Consider the following 21,756-nt stretch of genomic DNA (forward strand, 5'->3'; position numbering starts at 1 on the left):
ATCTCTTAAAATTTCTTCTTAGGATGCCGGTCAATCACTGCTTGGTTAGCAACCAGCGTTTCCTGCCCTTTAGGAGTCAAAGAATAGCCTCTAACGGCGAAATATTGGCCTAATTCCTCTTCTGTCAAGACCGTTTTCAGGCAACAATCCAGTTCCGAGCTCTTTAACTTAGATAGTCCTCTAACTTCTTTTTCTTTCAAAATCGCCTTCTTGCTGGCTGCATTGATATGAACCAAAGAAGCATAAGCTGAATCCACCTCTACATAACCATTTCCTACTAGCTGTTGCAGATGTGACTCCCCATTGATCCCATAGGTGTATTCCAAGTATTTAGGCATGACACTCTCTGTTGTGAAGGTCCCAAAAGCAACTCGCCACAAGAGAATAATATCCCCAGCTAACAAGCCATCTCCTAAATCTTCCATATTCTTTCGTGGAACCGGCTTAAAGCCTGGCTCATCTAAATCCTCTCTTCCAGCAGAAATATAAGGAAAGTTAGGATAGTCAGCATAGAGCTCTTTTTTATTCATGACAGCATTAGGTCCCTTCAAACAACATTTTATTTCTCCATTATACCACAGTTAAGAAGCTGGTAACAATTTTATCGTTTTCCCTCACAGCCTACGAATAGAATTTTTTCCACTGTCGGAGGATAACCTAAGCCTTGGGAATCAAAGAATCACGGGATGAGAACACCCACGATGGCAAAAAGTCATTCAGAATGAACACTCTTACTTTACCAGCTACCTATCGCAAAACACCTCCTTATACCTGCAAAAATCCCCCAGAAAAGCCTTGCCATCTAGCCCCTAGCAGCAAAATCGTTATCATTTACAGTTGGTGTTGAAATTGATTTATGGTAGAATAAAAGCTATAAAGAATTAGAAAGGTTTTCTATGAAAAAAGTAATCCTATACAGTTTGTTAAGCACACTCCTTTTAACAGCTTGCTCTTCCAAGCAAGAAACGTCTCAAGAAACAGCCACTTCGCAAACAACCACGTCTTCCGAGAGCAATCCTTTGGCAGAAGCTTATCAAAAAGCGCTCAAATCTGATGCTAGTGCCTTTCCACAGCTTTCTGAGGCAGTCGCAGATAATGAAGCTCAAGTCCTTATGCATACGAGCGCTGGCGATATCACCATCAAACTTTTCCCTGAATACGCCCCGCTAGCCGTTGAAAATTTTCTTACCCATGCCAAGGAAGGTTACTATGATGGGGTTATTTTCCACCGTGTGATTCAAGGATTCATGATTCAAGGAGGAGATCCTCTTGGCAAGGGAACTGGTGGCGAATCCATCTGGGCTGGCAAAGACGAAACAATTGATTCTGGAAATGGGTTTAAAAATGAAATCACCCCCTTCCTCTATAACCTAAGAGGCGCCCTTGCCATGGCTAATGCCGGCGCAGATACCAATGGTAGTCAATTTTTTATCAATCAAAACAAGCAGGATCAAACCCAGCAAATTCCAGCAGACGTCTTTCCAAAACCGATTTTTGAAGCCTATAAAAATGGTGGTAACCCAACTCTGGATGCTTCCTATACTGTTTTTGGCCAGGTAACTAAAGGCATGGAGGTGGTTGACCAAATCGCTGCTGTAGAAACAGATGAGGCCGATAAGCCTAAAACAGATATTACCATCACAAGTATTGAAATCCTCAAAGACTACACCTTCAAATAAGAAGCTTAACCATTAGGACCTACCTCAGTAGGAAACCTGCCAGAATGGTTCTAAGCATAACCTCAAAACGAGACACTGCTAAACTATCTGGCAAGAATAACAACATTTCCCAGATCCAGATAGTCGCTGTTGATTTTAAGGACAATTGACTATTGATTAACTGCTAAAAACGGTGTTAAACCTATATCCATATCTATCCTATCCCTTGCCTGCTTCTTTGTCAGATTGTCGAGTTATACGCCGGTATAACTGTAAAAAACTGCCTACAAGAAAACAAAAAGCAATGTCCTCTAACTAAATCATCTTTATGGATACAAGGTCTTAATTGTTCTTCGCTTCACGGACGTCTAAAACAAACGAAAGTCGAATACCCCCCATGAAAAAATCTTTCTTATTTCTCATCTTAGCCCTCATCGGACTTATCGCAGGCTTCTTCTTCATCCTGCCTGGTACAAGCTTTAAGCAAGATAACGGGACTAATACTAATGCCGCAAACCAAGACAAAGAGGATTTCTATCAAGATTTGAAAGAAAACTATCCTGACATTTACCAAATGCTTCCCGAAGATGATAAAGCATCCTTCGTCATCCCGGGTTTATTAGAGACTGAAACACTTGTCTCCAATGGCGATGAGAAGGGCAAGGTCAAAACAGCTAGAGATATGACACCTCAAGGTCTGAGTTTCGTTGGAGACTATATTATCATTTCCGCCTACAGTAAGGGTAAGGAACTCAATTCTGTCCTATGGGTCATTGAAAAACAGAGTGGTGAATTCCTTAAAACCATTGTTTTACCAACCATCAGCCATGTGGGTGGAATGGCCTACGATACCGAGCATCAGCGCCTTTGGATCACGACAACAGATGAAGAGTCCACTTCTCAAATTTCAGCCCTCAATCTCCAAACAGTGCTAGACGATGACTTTAAGCAAAGCAAAGAGGCCATCAGCTTTGACTACCAAATAAACTTGGAAGACATCTCTGGTTCATCCTACATGACCTATCACAATCAAGCCTTATTTGTTGGTTATTTTGATAAAGATGACAAAGGGCACATTGGCTATTACAAATTAGACGACAATGGTTTTCCTCAAAAAGACCAGAATAAGGCTACCGCTGTTTTCGACACGCCTGAACAAATTCAAGGTATAGCTATTATCAAAGATAAAGTGATTTTTTCCCAGTCCTACGGCAATAAAGACTCTAAGTTACTGGTCTTTAACAATCCTGGTATCGAGAATTGGAAGCATTTCACAGAAAACAGCGATCAATTTATTCAGCAGTACACTACACCTGCCTATATGCAACAAGTCTTTGCGAATGGAGACGAGCTCTATCTCCTCTTCGAATCCTCGGCAACCCAGTATCGTCTTAATCCATCGGTGGAGTCAACTGATCGGGTTATTGCCATTACTTTGCCAGAAAAATAAGATTTCGTCGCTAGGAATGAAGACGACAAGAAACAGGAGATGCTACAAGCAGCATCAAAAACTACCTGAACACTCTTATGAGGAAACGGACCACTCTGATTCCTTAGCTAGAAAGACCCTATCTTCCGTTAAAATACCTATTTCATCCAACCAAAAGACATTCCCTATTGTCATAAGGAATGTCTTTTTTCTTATAGACGAGCATTTAATTGCTCAGAAAGTTCTTCATATCCTGGTTTACCAAGAAGGGCAAACATGTTTTGCTTATAGGCTTCTACCCCCGGCTGGTCAAATGGGTTGACCGCATTGAGATAGCCAGACAAAGCAATTGCCAATTCAAAGAAGTAGATCACATACCCTAAAGAGAAGGCATCTTGCTCAGGAAGAGTCACATAAAGGTTTGGCACTCCTCCATCTGTATGGGCTAGCAAAACTCCGTCTGTAGCTTTCTTATTGACAAAATCCACATCCTTGCCTTGGATATAACCTAAACCATCCAGATCTTCTGCAAATTCAGGGATAATCACATTGCGCCGTGGGCGGTCAATCCGCACAACTGTCTCAAAGAGATTACGATTGCCCTCTTGGATAAATTGTCCTAGGGAATGCAAGTCCGTTGAGAAGTTAGCAGAAGACGGGTAAATGCCTTTTTGGTCCTTACCTTCTGACTCCCCAGCTAATTGCTTCCACCACTCGCTAAAGTATTGAAGAGACGGCTCATAGTTTACCAAGATTTCAGTCACATAGCCCTTGCGGTAGAGAATGTTACGGATAGCCGCATATTGGTAAGCTTCATTTTCAGAAAGCTTATCTGACGTGTAGGTTTTACGCGCTGCGTTGGCACCTTCCATCAAAGCCTTGATGTCTGCACCTGATGCTGCAATCGGCAAAAGTCCAACCGCAGTCAATACTGAGAATCGACCACCGACATCATCTGGAACCACAAAGGTCTGCCAGTTATTGGCATCTGCTTCAACCTTAACCGCTCCCTTAGCACGATCTGTCGTCGCATAGATCCGTTTATTGGCCTCTTCCTGACCATATTTTTTCACCAAGAGTTCCTTAAAGACACGGAAAGCAATAGCTGGTTCAGTTGTGGTTCCAGACTTAGAAATAACATTGACTGAGAAGTCCTTATCCTCAACATACTCAACCAAGTCCGCTAAATAGCTAGCCGAAATAGAATTCCCAGCATAGAGGATTTGCGGTGCTTGTCGCTCAGCCTTTGTCTGCAAGTTCGCAAAGTGATTATTCAAGAAATCAATCACCGCACGTGCACCAAGGTAAGACCCTCCGATACCAATCACAACCAAAACATCGCTGTCTGATTTGATTTGCTCAGCCGCAGCTAAAATACGGTCAAACTCTTCCTTGTCATAGTTTTCTGGCAAATCTAGCCATCCTAGGAAATCACTCCCTGGGCCAGTCTTTTCTCTCAAGAGCTTGTCAGCAGCACTGACCTGACTCTGCATATAGTCTAACTCGTGCGCTCCCATATACTGATCTAGAATCGCTGAATAGTTAAATGTAATATGTGCCAATTCACAGTCCTCCAAATATCTTGTTCGCTTCTTATCATACCGTTTTATGACTTTTTTTTCAATCTTTTTTCTTTAATTTCATCAAAAATTACCTTTTGGGAGACACTTGCTCGCCTCTTTTTTAGATGACTTGTAGCCACTTTTAGGCCATCAAGAAAAAAGCCAAGGCATAAGCCCTGACCTTTATTCATTAGTCTTCGTTTACGAATGGCATCAAAGCCATTACACGTGCACGTTTGATTGCTGTTGTTACTTTGCGTTGGTTCTTCGCTGAAGTACCAGTTACGCGACGTGGTAAGATTTTTCCACGCTCAGATACGAAACGGCTAAGCAATTCAGTATCTTTGTAATCAACGTATTCAATTTTGTTAGCTGCGATATAGTCAACTTTCTTACGGCGCTTGAAGCTGCCACGACGTTGTTGAGCCATGTGTTTCTCCTTTATATTATAGTATTAGCATCTGGGAACTCATCAAAGCTCTAGGCCTTTTCACTTCCCAAGCTTAGTCTGCATCCAGACTGTCTTCATCCAAAGTCACATTAGAATGGTAGATCATCATCTGAGATGTCCATCGGATTGGTTGTACCAAAAGGACTCTCATCTCGACCAAAGTTTGGTGTTGCGTTTGATTGCGAAGCACCTGACTGGAAACCACCACTAAAGCTGTTGTCTCCCCCATAGGCATTGCCACCAAAACTATTATTAGATTGGTAACCACCTGACTGGCCTTCACGAGCAGTGCGACTCTCCAAGAGCTGGAAATTTTCTGCAACTACTTCAGTTACATAAACACGTTGTCCTTGTTGGTTCTCATAGTTGCGAGTCTGAATTCGACCGGTGATACCTACAAGAGCACCTTTTTTAGCCCAGTTCGCCAAATTTTCAGCTTGCTGACGCCAAATGACAACATTGATAAAATCTGCCTCACGCTCACCATTTTGATTTTTAAAATTGCGGTTAACCGCTAAAGTAAAAGTCGCAACAGCCTGATTAGAGGGAGTGTAACGGAGTTCTGCATCTTTGGTCATACGACCAACAAGCACTACATTATTAATCATAGAACACCTGCTTAAGCGTCAAGTTTGACAATCATGTGACGAAGAATGTCGCTGTTGATTTTTGATAGACGGTCAAACTCATTAAGAGCCACAGCATCAGTCGCTTCAACAGTAACGATATGGTACAAACCTTCGCGGAAATCATTGATTTCGTATGCAAGGCGACGTTTTTCCCAAGCCTTAGACTCAACAATAGTAGCACCATTGTCAGTCAAGATAGAGTCGAAACGTGCGACCAAAGCGTTTTTCGCTTCTTCTTCAATGTTTGGACGAATAATATAAAGAATTTCGTATTTAGCCATTGATTTTTCCTCCTTTTGGACTAATGACTCACAGGTACCCTGTGAGTAAGTGAGGTTGTCTCACAAAACAGTATTATATCATAAAATAAAGATAAATCAAGTCTCAGATTCCATAAAATCATTCACCGTCTGCAATATTTAAAATCCGAAAAACACTTTTAACCAAACATATCACACTGGGGACTTTCCCTAACCCCTCTCTCGAATTTTAGAGTTCGGACTGAACTTTAGACAAACAATACACCCAGATTCTTCACGTAGTGTAGCAACTCAACGAAACTCGCAACACAAGGTGAGAAGCTACGAAAAGAAGGCCTCATTGCCATGCTTCAAAAATCAGATTTCCCCTCACTCCCTCATTTTGAGACAAGAATTTTTGACAATATCTCCCTAGATATTTCTGTCATAAGAACAATTTGATGACCTTCGAATTGTTAATCAGACCACTATAGATTTCTCCTAGATAATGGCTAATGCTCTTTGAAAATCAAAGTTGTCCATTGTCGACCCGCTTCGATGAATGCCAGTTCTATCATCAGTCTCGTTTCCTAGGCTAGATTGGTTTCCTTTGAGTATAAATTGCTCTCCAATCCTTAAAACAAAAAGAATGAGGAGGTTGGGATATTTCCCCAGCCTCCTAATCCAATATCCAATTACAGCCATTCCTATTACGTTAGCGAAGTGTGTATCAAGGCCGTTGTTAAGAACAAGATTCTTCTGACTTTTTCTTTACTCCCTGTGTCGCAAGTGCCATCCCTAGGCCAGCTAAACCGAAACCTACGAGGGCTAAGTCACTAGCAACTTCACCGGTGGCTGGTAGGCTTGAATTAGCGATACTTGTCGCTACGATTGATTTCTGTACGGAGCCATCTTGGAAATCCGATATGTCCGATTCAGTCGTAATCTCCTTAATGCCCTTCACTAGGATACGAGGTTGATCACCAACAACTGTCTCTGACACCAACCTTGTAGACACTACTTTTCCGTCGACCACTAAGTCTTGATAAATAGAAACCAATTTGCCTGCTCGCCCTTCTTGAAGAAGGTAGGATTGCCCAATTGGCAGACTCTCATCGTAACGAACTTCCTCCTTAATAGCAAGTTCTTTCTCGATTCTACGTTCCATGGTGATAACGTTCAGCTTAGGTTTTTCTTCTTCCAGAGGTGCTACATCTGGCACTTGAGAACCGAGATAAGGTATGCGAATGACTGTTGCAGTTAAAGGAGCAAGGATAACTGCTTTATCCGTCAAGTTGACCCCGACCAATTCTGACAGAGCTTTAGTACCTGCACGTTGACCATCAACGAGAACTTCCCCCTTAAGCAAAGCCTTATAGCTATCTGTCAGAACAAATTTCCGCTCCTTACTATCTGCATTGACAAAGATAGCATAAAGGTCACCGTTACTGGCAACAGCTTGATAGGCAATCACCACGTCGTCTTGAGCGATGCCGTGTTGACCTGGGATAGAAATCAGGCTGACTCTCTTGTCAACATCCTCTTTTGTTGGTATACGAAAGGCATCTGTCGACTTACGCAATTCAATCAATCCTTTGGTAAAGGCTACCGTATTAACATTTTCTGGGTAGAGCTGACTATCTGTTGCCTTAGCCCAGTCAAACTTATTGACTGCATCTGAAGCATCATAAGAATCATGAATAAAGTACGGATAGTCAAACGGTGTCCCGTCTACCGTCGTTAACAGATGAGCCTTGTTCGGTACCTGATCTTCTGAAACAGGAACCTTATAGTCTGGGTGTCGGAATTGTTTGGTCCGTCCGTATTCTTGACCAGAGTGGATAAACGGTGTCCCTTGAGAAGTTAATATGAGCAAGTTACCTAAACGCTGACGACGATGAATTTCAGCATTATTCTCTGTTATAGATGGGTCTTTTTTGATTGACTGAGCAATAATATCAAAGAGCGTCAAATTGTCATGAGCCGCAATGTATTGAATAACATCTCCTGGATCGTCCGCCAAGAAATTACTTGGTTGAGCCTTAATATTGTTAAAGATACTTTCCACATTCTTAGGACCACCTGTAATGAAGGCTGGTTGACCTTCATTGGGATAGCCTGATTTGAGGAGATTGCGGATATCATCTGAGAAAACGGCAACCGTATCTGTCGAACTCATCCAATCCTGATCAGCAGGCTTCACTGGCTGATTAGCATCCCCTGCAAAGGTTCTCCACCCCTCACCAAGCATCAAGATATTAGGGTTAAGTTTCTGAGCTTCTTTAAAGGCTGTCTCAATAGATGCCGCATCATGGTCTCCCATCATATCAAAGCGGAAACCATCCACCTTAAATTCATCAACAAAATATTTGATCGAATCCACCAGGACACGACGGCTCATGTGGTGAGTCGTCCCTAAACGTCCTCCACCAAAGCTGGTTTTAGCTGTCCCATCTACTTCCATAAAATGGTAATAATTCGGCTCTAAGTCCTCAAACAGGAATGTCTTGGCTGTATGGTTATAAACCACATCCAGAATAACACCCATTCCTTGTTTATGAATTTCATTGACAAGGTTTTTAAATTCTTCAATGCGTTTCAGCGGATTACTAGGATCAGTCGAATACATGCCCGTCAAGGCAAAGTAGCTCTGCGGATCATAGCCCCAGTTGTAGTTACTATTGCTAGAGGCATAATCGTTCATTCGCTCTGCATTTTTCAACTCATTAACATAATAGTAACTCATAACTGGAAGTAACTGAATATGAGTCACTCCTAAATCCTTAAGGTATTTCAACCGTTCTGCGAAGGCTGTAAAAGTTCCAAACTGAGACTTCAATTCATCTGAAATGGCCGGATCGGATGTGAAATCACGAACATGGGCTTCATAAATAATCGCATCTTCACGTTGCTTGAAGTTTGGAATACTTGCATAATCTAAGTCACTTGGACCAGCTTCCTTAGGATCTACAATGGCTGCCTTGGCCACGCGCTCAGAAGGAGCTGTTTCTGCCAGATTACTGTTCCAGGCAGCCAGAGATTTAGCATACGGATCTAGCACAAGAACTGGTTGGCCATCGCGAACAATTTCATAATGGTAATAGTAACCACGATAGTCCTCTATCCCTAAGCCTGATTGTTCATTTAGGGTAAGATCCCATTGCCCCTTATCCCCTTTAGTCATAGCCAATTTACCAACCACATTGGTAGGTTCTTTTTTGTCATACAGGACTAGAGAGACTTGCTCTGCACTCGGTGACCAAAGGGTCATGTCCACTATCCGACCAGATTGACGAACGCGGGCACCCAGCTCACCATCGTAGGCATAGAGTTCATCCTTCAACTGCCAGCCCATTCTTGTTGTGAAGCTGTCATTCCCATACTTTACGGTATAGCCTGCATTCTCTCGGTTGAAGTCTCCCATCACCTTCACTTTATTGCTGGCAGCATCCAAAACAAGGTCTTTTATTTCGACTACTTGCCCGTTTTTATCTGTTACGGTTAATTTCTCTAGGATGCTGTCCTTATCTGTTCCTTCCAAGGTTGTGAAGGTTGCTTCTAGGGCTGTTAAGCTAGTGTGGGATGCTCCCGCCATACGAACATTATTGACAAAATAAGGATTGGTATAGACGGTCGCATCATCATCCCGAAGGAAGATCTGGGTTTGATTTTTCAAATCTGTAAACTGATAGTCTTTTGGTTGAATTTTCACATCATCTCCTGACTTGCTTTTATCGAGTAACAAGAAACCAATTGAGTTTGGAAGATCTGTCAATTTGACATCGACATAAGCACCATATTTGCCTTGCTTCTCAAAATCGATTCCGTTTGGCCAATCACCAAGCTTAACCTCCTTGACATCTCCCCAAACCCAGAGTGCCTTTTGATCATAGTCTCCATCAGTCCGGTAGTAATTGATCCGAATATATCCCGCCTTAAGTGGTGGATAATGACTGATGTCGTAGTTTTCATCAAACCAAACTTCGTTCATCTTAGGGGTAATGCGCTCAACTGTCTTATCTCCCGTAAGGTTCTCACCAGCTGAGTTGTTGATTAAAAGATTGATTTTGCTTGCAGCATCATCCTTCATCTTGATATCTAGGTAATAGCCGTAATCATCTTCTTTTGCCGTACTAAAGCTAGTTGCACCTGTCGGCCAGCCTCCGATTTCAGATGACGGTGTTTCCACATCTCCCCAAGTCCACAAACCTAGGCTAGACAGATTGTCAGACGGTAATTTCTTAAAGTGAACACGGAAATAGCCTGCTGCAATCGGATCCTCTGCCTTCTCCTCTTCAACCCTTGCATTAACAATCTCTCCTTCCTGTGTCTGCAAGAGCATTGTTCCCCCTTGAGCAGCTGTTGGGAGTTCGACTTCAACAAGCCATTTCCCATCTCTCTCAATCGCCTTGTAAGTCTTGCCTGTGTAAGCATCAGCCACAACAGTATCCTTATCAGATACCTCGATTGCCATTGGCTTGCTCTCAGTATTGGTCGACAATAAGACATAAGCAATTTGGCCCTTGTGCGAACGCTTGGTCAGGAGCCAACCTTGACTATCATTTACCCCTATTGTTGTTGTATCTCCACGGGAAAGCAATTCCGAATGTGCATTACGGAATGCTAGCAACTTTTGATAGTGTTTTTGAATATCGCTCGTTTCAGTCTTAGTCCAATCGAAATCATAACGATTGTTGTAAACAGGCCAGTTATTTTGTCCTGATTGTCCCAATTCCTCGCCATAATAGATGACTGGCTGACCCTTAGCCATTACCAAGAGACTAGCTGCTATTTTGAGCTTATCAAGATTACCTTCTTTCTCCGCACCGCCAAGACTATATAGGAAACCGTCCTCGTCATGACTACCCAAAAATTGTCCCAGAGAAGCTGCACTGGTCAAGACTTTGCTGCGTTCCTCCAACTCTTTACCAGCCGCCTTAAGCTGACCGTTAACCAGATACTTAGCAATATCCTTAAAGCCAAAGTCCAGTAGGCTATCCATGGTTCCAATACCTAGATCTCCCTTGGTATCCTTGTAATTAGCACCCCAAGTTTCACCAATTAAGTGGAAATCTGGATCACGATCAATTAATTCATTCTTGAAATGTTGCCATGTTGTATCATCGACATGTTTAACTGTATCTACGCGGAAAGCATAGATAGAATTTCCCTTAGCAGTCTTTGAACGCTCCAGCCAAGAAGCTTGCCAATCGACCAACTGTTTTCGAATAGCCGCATTCTCCGTTTTAAAGTCAGGCAACCCTGCCAATGATCCCAATTGATCGTCACCTTGTTTATCTTCTTCCTTAGTCCGTATCATACCGGCGAAAGTCGCATCCGTCCCGTATCCCGAATGGTTCAAGACCACGTCTACAATAATCTTGATTCCTTTTTCAGCAGCGGCATCAATCAGCTTATGAAAATCATCCAGCGTTCCCAAATGAGGATTGAGTTTTTCAAAATTAGATGCCCAATAGCCATGGTAGGCATAATAGTCACCGTCTTTTTCATTTCCAGCATTGTGAGATATATTTTCCACAATCGGTGTCAGCCAGATAGCATTTACACCTAATGTTTTCAAATAATCCAGTTTAGCCGTCACACCTTTAAAATCACCACCTTGATAAAGGCCTCGAGGATTGGTTATTGGTCCTTCAACCTGCTGGTCGTTGTTTTTATCACCATTGTAGAATCGGTCGGTTAGCATAAAATAGATAACTTGTTCATCCCAGTCTTTCTCACCTTCTGCCTTTTCCCTCTTAGTAACTGTCACATCCAACTTGGTTTCATAGTACCCATTGTCCTTATCATAAACTCTGACTGGCAGGCTATATATCCCAGGTGGGGTATCTGATGTTGCCTTGATTGTTACACGATTTAAGTCAGTCGAAACGGGGACAAGCCCACCTCCAATAGCACTAGTGTCAACTTCCACCCTAACAATCTCAGCTTGTTCTGGATTAGTGATTTTGAGAGAGACTAAGCCACTTTCATTGTAATTAAAAGGAGCTTTCAGACTAGCTGCAACTGTTAGATTTTTGACACCTGGGGTAGCTTGACTAGTGTCCAGCTCTACTTTTTCCTCAACAAAGTATGGATTTGTATAGACCTTGTCATCACCCTGACGGAGGAAAATCTGACTGTGGCGCTTCCGATCTGCAAAAACTAGATCAGCGGTCTTATTTCCTGGAAGATCTGGATTTTGTTGGTTAAGCAAGAGAAAACCTAATTTTGAATCCAAGGCTCTAGATAGTGGGATATCTGCATAGGCACCATATTTCCCTACTTTAAAATCAAGAGCTCCTGCTGGCCAATCCTTACTAGCTTCTGGTGTATCTCCCCAAGTCCAGACGCCCCAACCATCATAATTATTATCATCACGTTTGTAGTTGATGCGAACTACATTCTCATCTTTGAGTGGCTCGTAGCTCGAAACACTGTAGTCTTTCGCTACCCAAGCTTCGTTTTGTTCTGGAGTTAAGAGCTCAATTTTTTGGTCAGACTCTGTTAATTTCTCCCCGTCCTTGAGCATCAAATATCCGATAGTGGCTGGGATTTCAGACTTTTTGATATCCACATAATGTCCATAGGCGTCCATCTGCTGTTTGGAGAAATTCACTGTATCCGTAGGCCATTTATCACCATTTGACGGAGTTTCTACTCCTCCCCAAGTCCATAGACCTTGATGTTCTGGTTCAGCACTCTCAACGTTTTCAAAATGCAAGCGAATAGCCCCTTCAGCAATCGGCGCCTCTGCTACAGCAGTCGGCGACTGTAAAGCGCTATTTTCAACATCTAAGGATTCAGCCGCAGAGGCTGCTATTTCCATCTCCTCTGTACTGGTGGTGATATCTGGAGCCAATTGACTGGTTTCTACAACAGGTGTGACTTCATTAGCCTCTACCACTTGTCCAATTCCGCTCAAAAAGAGCGCCACTGCGATTCCGACAGAAGCAACGCCCACGCTTAATTTACGAATACCAAAAACCGGCCTCCTCTCTGGCAAGACTTTCAGCGGCAGTTCCTGAATAGATTTCGTTTTCATAAATTCCTCCAAATCAATTTAGTTTTGATTTTTTAAATCTATTACCAGTATATACAATCCAGAGATTTTATGCAAGCGTTTTCTTTGTTATTCGCGGTAACAGTTTTAGACTGTTCATCTCAGCCATTGAATGTATATTAGCCCAGTTCTATAATAATTGATTGCATAAAAAAGACTACTGAAGTGTCGTCTCGCGTTCAATTAAGCTAGCACGGCAATAGGTTCCCAGATTGTCCAAAGGTTGATCATCAAGAAGAGCCATCAACCATCGAACACTTAAGCCCCCCATTGGCCGGATTGGTTGTTTCATAGTTGTCAGAGCTGGCCTTGCTATGCAATCTAAGAAGAAACCATCAAACCCAATTACACCAGCATCCTGTGGAATCGATTTGCCCAAGCCTCGTAGCCCTCTTGTAATTCCTAGGGCCAAGCGATCCGATGCACAAACAAAGCAAGTGTTCTCTTATACCTTCTCCTTCACCTCTAGGTCTTGGATAAATTGCTCTGCTACTCGAGAACCGTTTTTCTAAACGATACAAACAAGACTTACGCCCTTTCATCGCTTCTATATAGCCGGCTTCTCTTTCCATTGCAAAGGTTTCAGGCAAATCAATCCCAATGAAAACAATCTGTTTATAGCTCTTTGATAAGGCAAACTCAGTCGCCACTCTAGTTGCCTGACGATTATTTGAATCAACATATAGCAGACCTTCTTGGTTCTCCCCAAATAAAACAAGAGGTTTCTTCAGGCGCTTCAACAACGAGTAGTTCACTGCACGAGCCCCAGTAACAATATAGCCATCACATTGATCAGTCACCAACTGAGGATTAGTCACCAATTGTATTGTCAAGTATAGTTCCGCGCGTTCAATTCATTTGCAATACCATCTGAAAGATCAATGTAATAAGCCTCCACCACATCCATCTTTTCTAATATAAGAACTTGTACAATCAGAGTTCTTTGGTGAGCTAAAGCTTTCGTAGCGGCATTCGGCTGATAGTTCAGCTCTTCCATTGTAGCTAGCACTAATTGACGTAACTCTTCTGTAACCGTGTCGAGATGGTTAATTACCCGAGAGACTGTCATTTTTGATACATTAGCGCGCCGTGCTACATCGGCCAAGGTCGTCATATAACCACTCCTAAATTTCTACATTGCCTCAAATCGCCTGCTAATTTAAATGAAACGCAATCGTTTTCCTTGAGCCATATCTTTTTACCTGAAAAAAAGCAGTGACGGAGCGACTGAAACATATTCAATTAAAACAGGAGATAATAGACGATTAAGCTCCTTTCATCTCATCAAGATGCCACTTTTGCCTCAATGTACTTGGGTAAAAGCTTTTCCTAGTATAACAGATGAAGTCTCTTATCTTCCCAAGGATCCCGTAACATCGACGACTTCTACCGCTTCTTGATCATGTGACGCGTTCACGTGTCGCAACCGGAAACAACGACTGCTTACCTCTCCTTCCTAACAAACACAGACGATTATACTAGATAATACTCCCTTTAGGCTACAAATTCACCGCCAAAGAACACCAAGCTACAATCAGCTATCCTCTCCAAACAATCCGCTACCTTTCGTTAAATAGTTACAGTCACATGAGCCTTCCATTAGACTTTAGAAAGACTCTATGTTATACTAATATTACAAAGGTAAAGCGTTTACCTTTAGTTGGTTTTGAAAGGAGGGAGTACTGTGATTTGGCCAATCATTATCGGAGCCCTAATCGGTGCAATAGCTGGTTCTATCACCAATCGAGGGCATAAAATGGGATGCATTGCCAATATTCTTGCTGGACTCGCAGGGTCGTCTATCGGACAAAGTCTCTTTGGTCATTGGGGTCCTAACCTAGCAGGCATGGCACTTGTTCCATCAATTATAGGTGCAGTTCTCGTAATTGCTGTGGTTTCTTTCTTCTTTGAGAGAAAGTAGAAATATAAAGGAGACACCGTATGTCTGAAAAATTTGATGCCAAATTGGACCAATTAAAAGGTTCTGCTAAAGAAGTGATCGGTAAAGCAACTGGTGATGCTGAGCTCGAATCAGAAGGTCTGGTTGAAAAGACAATCGCTAAAGGAAAAGAAATCGTCGAAGATGTCAAAGATGCTGCGACAGGTGCTATTAATGCTGTCAAAGAAGCCTTGGACAAGGATGATGAGGTTCAATAAAAAAGAGTAGCCATTTTTGGCGACTAAATAAGGCTTGGTCCGATTTGGACCAAGCCTTATTTTGTTAACAGATAGCTACTTAACAGTGATAAGACTGATACTTTAAGCGTTTTAAGTAGTCTCTTTCGCTAAGCCACTGCTTGCTTAGCGATACGGTCTAATAATCAGAAGTTTATCAACCTTTCTGATGTGTTAGTTCTTCATACCACTTCTCAGTCAACGGATGGAACCACGAAATAATTCGCCCTGTAAAAATCATTCCCAAGACAGTCCCTAGACCGAGACCCACCAAGCGTCCTGCAAAGACTAACCCCACAAGGACCGCTGCTAGGATGGAGACAATATCCAAAATATTTTTCCCAGTTCCAAACCCTTTTCCCGTTACCTTACCAATCACATGTGCCAAGGCATCCGCAGGATTGGCAATAACATTCATCCCAACCATCAAAGAAGCACCGATACCAACGAGGCAAATCCCGACTGTCAAAAAGATGATCTGCCAGCTCAATTGTTCTGGGGTCGGCAGATAGGTGTCAAATAAATCAATAAAGAGACTTCCCAAAAAGCTGGCAAAAATTTGAGCGGTCTCGCGTAGTCTGAATTCTCTTTTAAGCAACAGAAATTGGACAAAAATTAAAAAACACAGGTAGACAAAATTTGTCTCTGCAAAAGAACGGCCAGTTACAGCTGCTAACGCAAAAATGATACTGGTTACTGGTGAAACGCCAAGATTGCTCTTAGCACTAAGGCAAATCCCTAAGGACAAGACCACTGTTCCTATTAAGTAGACTACCAGTGTCCCTAGTGTAATGTGTGGTTTTTTCATAATAATCCCCTTCATCCTTTGATAGACCTTGTCCAGTTTACCATAAGAGGGGGGTCTATTTCAAGTGAATTAAAAAAATAGTTCCAGCAGAACTAGCGATGATTGAAATAGGAGAGTTAAAAACGATGCATCCATGGCTTCAACCATTGCAAAAAGACGCCAGTTAACTTCTCTAACAAGAGGCCATATAAAGCTTTCTAACCACGAAAAACTCACTCGGCTAAGGAGTACCGAGTGAGTTGGAGCCAAATTAGTTAACAGAAGCACCGTTAGTAGCAATGACTTCTTTGTACCAATCAAAGGACTTTTTCTTAGAACGTTTGAGCGTTCCGTTTCCTTCGTTATCAAGGTCAACATAGATGAAACCGTAACGTTTTTTCATTTCACCGGTTCCAGCTGAAACAAGGTCGATACAACCCCAGGTGGTGTAACCCCAAAGTTCCACACCGTCTTCATTGATGGCATCGCGCATCGTTTTCACATGCTCCGCCAGGTAGTTGATCCGGTAGTCATCTTCCACATAACCGTTCTCATCTGGCGTGTCGATGGCCCCTAGACCATTTTCCACGATAAAGAGTGGTTTTTGGTAACGGTCCCAGATCACATTAAGGGTGATCCGAAGGCCAAGTGGGTCAATCTGCCAGCCCCACTCAGAAGCCTCCAAGTACGGATTTTTGATCGAAGCAAAGATGTTTCCAGCTGTCTTATCTTTGACTTCTGGGTCACCAGAGGCCACTCGGCTTGAATAGTAAGAGAAGGAAATAAAGTCAACTGTGTGTTCCTTCAAGACGTCAAGGTCGCCGTCTTCCATAGCGATTTCAATACCTTTACGTTCCCATTCTTTTTTAGCGTAGTTAGGGTATTCCCCACGCGCTTGAACATCAACAAAGAAGTAGCCTTCGCGGTCAAGATTGATGGACTCCCAAACATCACGCGGATGTGGCGTATTTGGATAGTATTGACCAGCAGCAAGCATACATCCAACCTTGTTTTCAGGATCAATTTCATGAGCAATTTTGGTCGCAATAGCTGACGCGACTAACTCGTGGTGAGCTGCCTGATATTTAACTTGCTCGATATTTTCGCCTTCTTCAAAGTAGAGGCCTGCTCCCATGAATGGGGCATGGAGAATCATGTTGATTTCGTTGAAGGTCAACCAGTATTTAACCAATCCCTTATAGCGTGTGAAGAGGGTCCGGCAAAGCCGCTCGTAAAATTCTAACATTTTGCGATTGCGCCAACCACCGTACTCTTTGATTAGATGCATTGGACAGTCAAAGTGAGTGATGGTCACCAAAGGCTCAATCCCATACTTGTGGCACTCTTTGAAGAGGTCTTCATAAAATTGAAGGCCTTTTTCATTTGGCTCCAGCTCATCGCCTTTAGGGAAAATACGGCTCCAAGCAATGGATAGGCGATAGGTTTTAAAGCCCATTTCACCAAAAAGGGCAATGTCTTCCTTGAAGCGATGGTACATGTCAATCCCTACTTTAGCTGGGTAGTGATAGCCTTCTTCAAACTCAAACATCTTGCGTTTCCCGATGATAACCGGTCCACGGTCTGGGCCAATTGGCGCAACGTCTACGTTAGCTAGGCCACGTCCGTCCACATCATAGGCACCCTCACATTGGTTAGCTGCAGTCGCACCGCCCCACAGGAACCCATCCGGAAAGGTTAATTTTGTCATTTGATTTACCTCACTTTTGTTACTATTGCTTCTATTTTACCTTGTATTATAGCGCTTTTCTCATCTTTTTCTTTGAAAAACCGATACTATTCTAGGGTTTATCTTTTGCGAATATCTCTCACTGGTTACGTACGTAGATGTGCTTCAGGATGAGTTCCTTCTTTCTGATCATAAAGCAGAAGATCATTAACTGGGTCATAGATTGACAGGAGATCATAGACACCATCTTCATAAGTAAACTCCAAAATGGCACAATTGCGCATACGGACACGGGGAAAACGTTCTAATACCCCACGATAAAATAAGGCAATGGCACCACCGTGACTGACAGCCAAAAGTGTTTGACCAAGGTTCTCTTCAAGAATAGCCGTCACCGTCTCCTTCATCCGTTTTTGAACAGCTGAGGATGCCTCACCTCCATAAGTGACAAAGTAATCACCATAGCCGACTTTCGGATCCAAAGGAGGATTGAGAAATTCTTGCTGACCCTCAAAAGCACCAAAGTCAATCTCCTTTAGTCCCTTGAGTCGAATATAATCAGTCCGACCGCTAACGAGCTCAGCAGTATCGCAGGCCCGCTCCTGGGTTGAGCAGTAAACGCGGTCAAAAGAAATCCCTTTAGCCTCAAAATAGGCTCGTGCCGCCTGAGCCTGCTCAATTCCTAAGGCTGTCAAGGGCGAATCAGATGCCCCTTGGATGCGGCTCTGCGCATTAAAACGGGTCTGACCATGACGCATGAGATACAATTTCGTTGTTACCATAAACCATACACTCCTTTTTAAATCGTGACAACATCCCCAGTCAGCGGATTGATGACTGCCTTGAGAACTAATCTCGCCCCCTCAAGGGCAAATTCACAGATACTGCAGTTACTAAAGTAAATCCCCATTGGAAAAGCTTCTTCGATGGCATACTGGACAAGGCCCCACATGGCTGCACCGTGGCTGACCATGAGGATGGTCTGAGCAGAAGTATTTGCCAAGACATCATCCATACTGGCCTTGACGCGTTTACCAACCTCTCGGAGGTCCTCACCCCCATAGGGGACTAATAAATCTTCAAAAGACTTGGCACCAGGGTGAGATTTAGGAAGGAGATGCTCTGGCTGTGCTTCAAAACTCCCAAAGTTCATTTCCTTGATTCCCTTGAGTTGACAGACTTGGTCGGTCTGAGCGACCAGCTTAGCAGTGTCCACTGCCCGCTCCTGAGTTGAGGAGTAGACGGCTTCAAAGGAAATCCCTCGCTCCCTAAAATAGCGACCAGCCGCTTCTGCCTGAGCTATGCCAAGCTCAGTCAAGGGCGAATCTGACCACCCCTGAACCCGCTTCTGGGTATTAAATAAGGTTTCTCCGTGACGCATCATATAAAGTTTTCGTGTCATGTTATCTCCTTTTGTCTGACTTGTGGCTGTCGGACCACAACCCATTGATTTATCTATAATATAGGGGAGAATCTTTCCTTATTTGATCCACCCTTGCCGGGACCAAGCCCGTTTCAAAAGAATCTCCCTTGTAGCTGTCAAGGCCAAAACAGCTATAAACAGCTATTCCAATCTGAGCCATTAAGGCCAAGCACTGCCAATCAGACGCTCCAATTTTTTGGGGGATTCTGCTTCCCATTTGGCTAAAGGAGCTGAAAAGAACCATCCTTAGGAGGAGCCCACTGAAAAAGTGAGTCTCATTAGAAATTGGACAGACAATAGTGGTTTCTTTCCATAAAATGAATGATAAAAAGTGTTCAGTAACTAGATATCATTATTCGTTTTTTATGATAATCATTTTTGCTATTTAGACTTTTTCAGTGCCCTCCCTTAGGAGTAGAGTCTTTTCGGAGCTCAAGCCTTAACCAGTTTAAAAGACATCTCTTTTCTAACTTTCACAGTTTTTGACACCATGCTCAAGAGAGGTCAGGACTATTCCCAACCTCTATCTTGACTAATCGTTTAGAATATTGGCAGCATTGCTTGCGATAAGATCCTTATAATAGAAGAAGGAATCCTTACGTGAACGGTCAAAGCTACCGTTTCCTTGGTCATCCGCATCCACATAGACAAAGCCATAGCGCTTAGACATTTCAGAGGTCGATGCGGACACCAAGTCCGTGCAGCCCCACCAAGTATATCCCATGAGTTCTACCCCGTCTTCAATGGCTTCATACATCTGCTTGACATGTTTTTCGAGGTAGTCAATCCGATAACTATCGTGGATAGAACCATCTGCCTCTACTGTATCAAGCGCTCCAAGACCATTTTCCACAATGAAGAGTGGAACTTGATAGCGGTCGTAGAGCTTATTGAGGGTGATTCGCAATCCAACAGGATCAATCTGCCAGCCCCAGTCAGAAGCTTCCAAATAAGGATTCGCTTCGCCTAGAATCAAGTTACCAGCTGTCTTTTGCTCATCCGTCTGGTTGTTAGGATGACGGGTCACAGAGGTCATATAGTAAGAAAAGCTCATAAAGTCAACCGGATACTGAGCCAAAATCGCTTCATCACCTGGTTCAAAGACAAGCTCGATATTATTTTCCTTAAAGAAGCGTTTCATGTAACGAGGGTACTTGCCACGTACTTGAACATCCGAATAAAAGAGATTGGACTGATCTTTTTGGAGGGCATTGAGCACATCATCTGGATGACAAGTCGCTGCGTAAGCTTCCATACGCGCCAACATCATGCCAACCTTGTTTTCTGGGTCAATTTCATGGGCTACCTTGGTTGCCAAAGCTGACGCGATGAATTGATGGTGAACAGCTTGATACATCTCATCCAAATGGAGTTTCCCATCCTCGAAAAGCAAACCACCAGACAAGTAACCTGTCATCCCAAGAATATTAATCTCATTAAAAGTCAACCAGTATTTGACTTTGCCCTTATAGCGGTTAAAGACAGTTTCTGCGTAACGGACAAAAAATTCAACCACCTTGCGGTTCTTCCAACCACCGTACTCGGTCACCAAGTGAACAGGGAACTCATAGTGAGAAAGGGTCACGAGAGGCTCAATCCCGTATTTGTTCAACTCATCAAACACCTTATCATAAAAGGCCAATCCCTCTTCATTTGGTTCCAACTCATCACCTTTTGGAAAAATGCGTGGCCAAGCAATGGATAAACGGAAGGTTTTAAAGCCCATCTCTGCATAAAGGGCGATATCTTCCTTGTAACGGTTGTAAAAATCAGAGCCCCAACGTTTTGGATAAAGACCTTCTGTGTCCTCCATCGCGAATTTCAATTTTTCAAGGTTCATCGGAGTGGTAAATTCACCACCCATGGTCTTACGCTCCTCTGGAGACACAGCGCGAGCCGTATCAGAAGTCGCAAAACCACGGCCACCTTGGCCAAAGCCACCTTCAAATTGGTTAGCAGCGGTCGCACCACCCCAAAGAAAACCTTCTGGAAATTGTTTTGTCATGATAATACCTCACTCATTATTTTTCATAACCATAGTATAGCATTACTTGCAAAGGTGTTCCTGTGTTATTCTTTTAAAAAATAGTATTATTCTTGGAAAAAAATTCCCGTGAAGGAACTTTCATAATTCAACAACATTGACAACACTCGAAATCTGATAACCGGCATAAGTTTCTAAGCCATCCAGAAAATCCGATAACGCTTGATTGTCCTCAAAGAATACTTCTAACAGATAGCAACCCATTCCAGCTGTGCGATAATGAAAGCCAACTTGAGACTGATATTGTCCGATATAGGCTTGATAGGCTGCATGATTGGGCTCCTTAAGAGTAACTGTAACCACCACATGGACTGGACAACCAAATTGACTCCGGTCTATCTCAACCGTATAACTTTTTATGATGCCCTTGTCCTCTAATTTTTGAAGGCGAGCTGAAACAGCAGGCGCCGTTAAATGAACTTGCTGAGCCAATTCGCTGACCCTGAGCCGACTATTCTCTTTTAATAATTTTATAATCTGCTTATCTATATGATCTAACATGCTATCTCTTTCTAAATGAAAGTTTTGAGGCCTAAAGACTTTCGAAAATATCTGTATTTTCCTCTGCTTTTAGTGTATCATAGTCCTATTATTTTTGAAAGGACAAGA

17 protein-coding genes and 1 pseudogene are annotated in these 21,756 nt (G+C 42.9%); 4 read left to right on the forward strand and 14 right to left on the reverse strand.

From position 1 onward, the window contains the following. Nucleotides 1–5: 5 nt before the first annotated feature. Nucleotides 6–530, reverse strand: coding sequence for a hypothetical protein (locus HF992_RS02795; protein ID WP_168548537.1), 525 nt, complete (start codon nucleotides 528–530; stop codon nucleotides 6–8). 366 nt (nucleotides 531–896) lie between these two features. Between HF992_RS02795 and HF992_RS02800 the strand changes: the two genes are divergently transcribed. Both HF992_RS02800 and HF992_RS02805 read left to right on the forward strand, forming a co-directional pair. Further along, on the forward strand, nucleotides 897–1,679 hold the full coding sequence (locus HF992_RS02800) for a peptidylprolyl isomerase (protein ID WP_168548538.1): 783 nt from the start codon (nucleotides 897–899) through the stop codon (nucleotides 1,677–1,679). Between the two features lie 376 nt (nucleotides 1,680–2,055). Continuing rightward, nucleotides 2,056–3,108, forward strand: a complete 1,053-nt coding sequence (locus HF992_RS02805; RefSeq protein ID WP_168548539.1) for a hypothetical protein — start codon at nucleotides 2,056–2,058, stop codon at nucleotides 3,106–3,108. Between the two features lie 191 nt (nucleotides 3,109–3,299). Here HF992_RS02805 and HF992_RS02810 read toward each other — a convergent pair whose 3' ends face one another. The 7 genes and pseudogenes from HF992_RS02810 to HF992_RS11910 form a co-directional block, all read right to left on the reverse strand. Beyond that, nucleotides 3,300–4,649 carry a glucose-6-phosphate isomerase gene (locus HF992_RS02810; protein WP_168548540.1) on the reverse strand — a complete coding sequence of 450 codons (1,350 nt, stop codon included), beginning with the start codon at nucleotides 4,647–4,649 and terminating at the stop codon, nucleotides 3,300–3,302. A gap of 190 nt (nucleotides 4,650–4,839) precedes the next feature. Further along, nucleotides 4,840–5,079, reverse strand: a complete 240-nt coding sequence (rpsR, locus tag HF992_RS02815) for a 30S ribosomal protein S18 (protein ID WP_168548541.1) — start codon at nucleotides 5,077–5,079, stop codon at nucleotides 4,840–4,842. A 110-nt stretch (nucleotides 5,080–5,189) separates the two neighbouring features. Beyond that, a complete protein-coding gene (locus HF992_RS02820; RefSeq protein WP_168548542.1) occupies nucleotides 5,190–5,708 on the reverse strand; it encodes a single-stranded DNA-binding protein in 519 nt (172 codons plus the stop codon). Nucleotides 5,709–5,719: 11 nt separating this feature from the next. After that, entirely contained in the window at nucleotides 5,720–6,010 is a 291-nt protein-coding gene (gene rpsF, locus HF992_RS02825; protein ID WP_168548543.1) for a 30S ribosomal protein S6, read from the reverse strand. A gap of 700 nt (nucleotides 6,011–6,710) precedes the next feature. Then, the gene (locus HF992_RS02830; protein WP_168548544.1) at nucleotides 6,711–13,013 is read right to left on the reverse strand and encodes a pullulanase; all 6,303 of its coding nucleotides are present in this window, start codon (nucleotides 13,011–13,013) and stop codon (nucleotides 6,711–6,713) included. Nucleotides 13,014–13,188: 175 nt separating this feature from the next. Then, nucleotides 13,189–13,452 (reverse strand): annotated as a pseudogene (locus HF992_RS11905) (substrate-binding domain-containing protein); the annotation flags it as partial. A 408-nt stretch (nucleotides 13,453–13,860) separates the two neighbouring features. Then, nucleotides 13,861–14,145, reverse strand: a complete 285-nt coding sequence (locus HF992_RS11910) for a LacI family DNA-binding transcriptional regulator (protein ID WP_246201216.1) — start codon at nucleotides 14,143–14,145, stop codon at nucleotides 13,861–13,863. Between the two features lie 570 nt (nucleotides 14,146–14,715). On the opposite strand from HF992_RS11910, the gene HF992_RS02840 reads away from it, so the two are divergent. Further along, complete coding sequence (locus tag HF992_RS02840; RefSeq protein ID WP_168548545.1) at nucleotides 14,716–14,952, forward strand: GlsB/YeaQ/YmgE family stress response membrane protein; 237 nt, start codon at nucleotides 14,716–14,718, stop codon at nucleotides 14,950–14,952. Between the two features lie 20 nt (nucleotides 14,953–14,972). Further along, the gene (locus HF992_RS02845) at nucleotides 14,973–15,188 is read left to right on the forward strand and encodes a CsbD family protein (RefSeq protein ID WP_168548546.1); all 216 of its coding nucleotides are present in this window, start codon (nucleotides 14,973–14,975) and stop codon (nucleotides 15,186–15,188) included. A gap of 175 nt (nucleotides 15,189–15,363) precedes the next feature. On the opposite strand, the gene HF992_RS02850 is transcribed toward HF992_RS02845, so the two are convergent. From HF992_RS02850 to HF992_RS02875, 6 genes are all read right to left on the reverse strand, one after another. Continuing rightward, complete coding sequence (locus HF992_RS02850) at nucleotides 15,364–16,014, reverse strand: YczE/YyaS/YitT family protein (RefSeq protein WP_168548547.1); 651 nt, start codon at nucleotides 16,012–16,014, stop codon at nucleotides 15,364–15,366. A gap of 250 nt (nucleotides 16,015–16,264) precedes the next feature. Beyond that, nucleotides 16,265–17,701 (reverse strand): 6-phospho-beta-glucosidase, encoded by a 1,437-nt coding sequence (locus HF992_RS02855; protein WP_168548548.1) that lies wholly within the window; start codon nucleotides 17,699–17,701, stop codon nucleotides 16,265–16,267. A gap of 125 nt (nucleotides 17,702–17,826) precedes the next feature. Further along, nucleotides 17,827–18,462: a histidine phosphatase family protein gene (locus HF992_RS02860; RefSeq protein ID WP_168548549.1), complete on the reverse strand. Its 636-nt coding sequence runs from the start codon at nucleotides 18,460–18,462 to the stop codon at nucleotides 17,827–17,829. Between the two features lie 17 nt (nucleotides 18,463–18,479). After that, the gene (locus HF992_RS02865) at nucleotides 18,480–19,082 is read right to left on the reverse strand and encodes a histidine phosphatase family protein (RefSeq protein WP_210729389.1); all 603 of its coding nucleotides are present in this window, start codon (nucleotides 19,080–19,082) and stop codon (nucleotides 18,480–18,482) included. Nucleotides 19,083–19,635: 553 nt separating this feature from the next. Then, the gene (locus HF992_RS02870; protein WP_168548550.1) at nucleotides 19,636–21,108 is read right to left on the reverse strand and encodes a 6-phospho-beta-glucosidase; all 1,473 of its coding nucleotides are present in this window, start codon (nucleotides 21,106–21,108) and stop codon (nucleotides 19,636–19,638) included. Nucleotides 21,109–21,228: 120 nt separating this feature from the next. Continuing rightward, complete coding sequence (locus tag HF992_RS02875; protein WP_168548551.1) at nucleotides 21,229–21,648, reverse strand: Lrp/AsnC family transcriptional regulator; 420 nt, start codon at nucleotides 21,646–21,648, stop codon at nucleotides 21,229–21,231. Nucleotides 21,649–21,756 lie beyond the last annotated feature (108 nt).

It is taken from the genome of Streptococcus ovuberis (assembly GCF_012396585.1).
In the GTDB taxonomy this organism is placed as follows: Bacteria; Bacillota; Bacilli; order Lactobacillales; family Streptococcaceae; genus Streptococcus; species Streptococcus ovuberis.